General features: G+C 39.0%; 1 protein-coding gene. It reads left to right on the top strand.

Features of this window, described 5'->3' with window-relative positions; genetic code table 11:
* Positions 1–266 precede the first annotated feature (266 nt).
* Positions 267–2,811 (top strand): autotransporter outer membrane beta-barrel domain-containing protein (locus tag ACFIMS_RS08605; protein ID WP_375696653.1); only part of this gene is annotated, 2,545 nt, incomplete at its 3' end.

Raw genomic sequence — 2,811 nt, 5'->3', positions numbered from 1 at the left:
TCGTGGAGATGTCACTTATCAGCATAGATTTAAGAAAATTGGTTTTTCTGGAACGAGTTTCTCTGCTGGATTGCGCCACCTTTTTTAGCGATACATAAACTATATAGTAACTTATATATAACTTATATATAAGTATATAGTGTTATATTAAGTATTAAATTAAATATTTCATTTTATATTTATTGTATTTTGAGAACTTTATTAGCTTAAATATAGATATTATTCTTCAATGAATAGAAGTAGGGGAATAGAAGGCGGCAAGAGTTATGATTTATGTATTTCATAAATATGTATTTTTATGCAACGTTACAACAGCTATTCTTTATTTTTTGCAGGTTACGTATGTTAGTGCTGCAGGATCTTCAAGTGATGCAGGAGGGGCATTTTATAAATGCGATGATAGAAAAACACACTTTCTTGCAGATAAAATCTATTACTTAAAAAGTTCTCAAGAGACGTCTGCTCATATTGCACCTATTGCAGCTATATATGTAGAAAAAGCAGGCACTATTGTTAATGCGTCTCAGATAACAGTTTATGGCGATGATCCAGATAAAATATCTGCGTATGGGGCGTATGTAAGAAATGGTGGAACAATTAATCTAGTAGCTTCAGATTTTAAGAATATACCTGCTCTTCGTGCTCAAAATGCCGTTATTAGCATGACAGTAGGGGAAATTAAGGGGATTTCACATGCTATTTATGCATGGGGGAGAGGAACGGATATTGCTTTAGTGAGTGTGAATATCAATATTGAGCCAGATAACTTGAATGTAAAAGGGATCGGTATTATGAGTGGTTTTGATGCAATGGTTAAAATGACAGACGGTACCGTTAATTTTAACCAGATTGGCTCATTTTCAACTCGATTTGGGGGGCGCTATATTCTTGATACTATGGGGATTACGGGGCAAGGAAGGAGGGAGGAAACTTTAACAGATGGTGATCGAGCTATGGGGGTATTGCCAGAAGCTTTTGAGGTTTTTCAAGGTGGTGACGTTCATTTGAAAAACAATTTTATTCAGCTGAACCATATGCATGCATTCTTGATGAAAAACTTTTCAGGTTATGTAAATGATAATGGTAAGTTAATTCAAAAATATATTTCACCAGATGGCTTTAAGAATACAAGTATTAAGATAGAAAAAAACAATATTTCTGTTCAGAGTGAGGGAGTATATGGACTGTGCTTTAATGTTTTAGCTCCAGAAGAACTTGCTAAAATGTTGAGGCAACGAGATGATGAAAAAATTTTAGAAACCAAAAAAGTTATCACGGGGAGGGCATTTGTTTATTTATCAGAGACAAATATGACAGTTCCAGACGGGATTGCGATTTATGCGAAGGGGAATAAAGACTATGAAGTAAAAGGCACTCTTGAATTATCGGATGAAACAAAAATCTCTGGTGATTTGTTGCTAAAAGCTGAAAATAATGCTTCTCTATTGGTGAAAGCAAACGCTTCCTCTCTTACAGGAGGTACGCGTGTTGAGGATAGATCGGTTATTGATTTAGAGTTAATTCGTTATTCAAAATGGTATCTTACTAAAAGTAAATACAACGGTTTACAGGAATCTGTTTCATCGCTTTCTTCTCTAAGTCTTTCCAATAGCACATTGATCTTTGATGAAGGTAGTGGTTATCAAACGCTATGCATTGGAAAAAAAGCAGATATAGGTGCAGGAGATAAAATTCTCGCATCAAAAGATAAAAAAGTCTACAGTGCTGAGGGAAACGCTCAGATTAGGTTGAATGCATTTTTGAATGATGAGGGTTTGTTTAATCCCCAAAAGACGGATCGCATATTGATCTATGGGGATGTTTCTGGAACGACATTCATTCATGTGCAAAATTTTCCAAAATATGCAAGTAAAGAAGTCTATGAGGGAAAAGATCAAAGCATTTCACTCATTCAAGTTGCTGGAACAGCGCAGGCAGGTTCTTTTCGACTCGCCAATGGTTATGATGATTATACTACGGTGAAAGGTTTTCCTTATCAATATCGTATTCGTGGTTATGGTCCAGGTTCGCCCTTTGGAGAAGCAGATGCTACGCAAAGATTAGTGGAAGGTGAGGGGGAATTTTGGGATTTCCGACTCGAAGGGGTTTATATTTCTTCTAGAATAGGTTCTTATAATGGTCCATTTGGTAAACCTTCTTCGTTTTCATTATCTCATCCTGTTANCTCTCCTTCTTCTACGTCCTCTGGTCCTGTTGATCCTCCATCTTCTCCCCCCAATTCACTTTCTACGTCGTTGATATCTGACTCTCCTTCTTCTACGTCCTCTGGTCCTGTTGATCCTCCATCTTCTCCCCCCAATTCACTTTCTACGTCGTTGATATCTGACTCTCCTTCTTCTACGTCCTCTGGTCCTGTTGATCCTCCATCTTCTCCCCCCAATTCACTTTCTACGTCGTTGATATCTGACTCTCCTTCTTCTACGTCCTCTGGTCCTGTTGATCCTCCATCCTCTCCCCCCGATCCACTTTCTACGTCGTTGACATCTGACTCTCCTTCTTCTACATCCCCTGATCCTGTTGATCCTCCATCTTCTCCTCCCGATCCACTTTCTACGTCGTTGACATCTGACTCTCCTTCTTCTACATCCCCTGATCCTGTCGATCCTCCTCCTCCCGATCCATTTTCTACGTCGTTTATGTCTGACCCTCCTTCTTCTACGTCCTCTGATCCTGTTGATTCTCCACGCCCTGATCCACTTTCTATGTCGTTGCCATCTGAGCCCTCTGCTCCGGAGGACACTTCATCTCTGGATACTGTTTCTCCTCCTTCTGCCCCTGTTGAACCAAAGC

Origin of the sequence: Bartonella sp. AP331QHHD (genome assembly GCF_042195905.1) — a bacterium.
Classification (GTDB): Bacteria; Pseudomonadota; Alphaproteobacteria; order Rhizobiales; family Rhizobiaceae; genus Bartonella.
Note: the sequence above shows the minus strand (reverse complement) of the source record. Positions and strands in the feature narration are given on the sequence as shown.